General features: G+C 38.8%; 1 pseudogene. It reads left to right on the forward strand.

Annotated features, from left to right (window positions below):
- Positions 1–40 precede the first annotated feature (40 nt).
- Positions 41–479 (forward strand): annotated as a pseudogene (locus G4417_RS16590) (IS30 family transposase); the annotation flags it as partial.

Raw genomic sequence — 479 nt, forward strand, 5'->3', positions numbered from 1 at the left:
TGGCGTTTTTCAAGCCAGAAACATAGATCTGCGCCGTAAAGTGGTATACAAGCAGAGAAAAAGAAAAACCACTACCAGCCTTAAAGACAGAAGTTTTCGAAAAGGCCGGAGCTATAAAGAATTCCTGGAATATATCGCAGCGAACAAATCTGTTTATGTAGTCGAAATGGATACTGTTGAAGGAGCAAAAGGTACCAGTCCCTGCTTTCTGACTATGTTCTTTCGAAACTGTAGCCTTATGCTTATGTTTCTTTTAGAAGAACAGACCCAGAAAGAAGTAACTAGGATTTTTGATCATTTAACAGAGTTACTTGGAATTGAACTGTTTCAGAAACTTTTCGAAGTAATACTTACAGACAACGGGCATGAATTTCAGGACCGGCAGAGTCTGGAATATAGCAAAAATGATGAAGTACGCACACGCATTTATTATTGTGATCCCAACCGTTCTGATCAAAAAGGTGCTCTTGAAAAGAATC

It is taken from the genome of Blautia wexlerae, assembly GCF_013300825.1.
In the GTDB taxonomy this organism is placed as follows: domain Bacteria; phylum Bacillota; class Clostridia; order Lachnospirales; family Lachnospiraceae; genus Blautia_A; species Blautia_A wexlerae_B.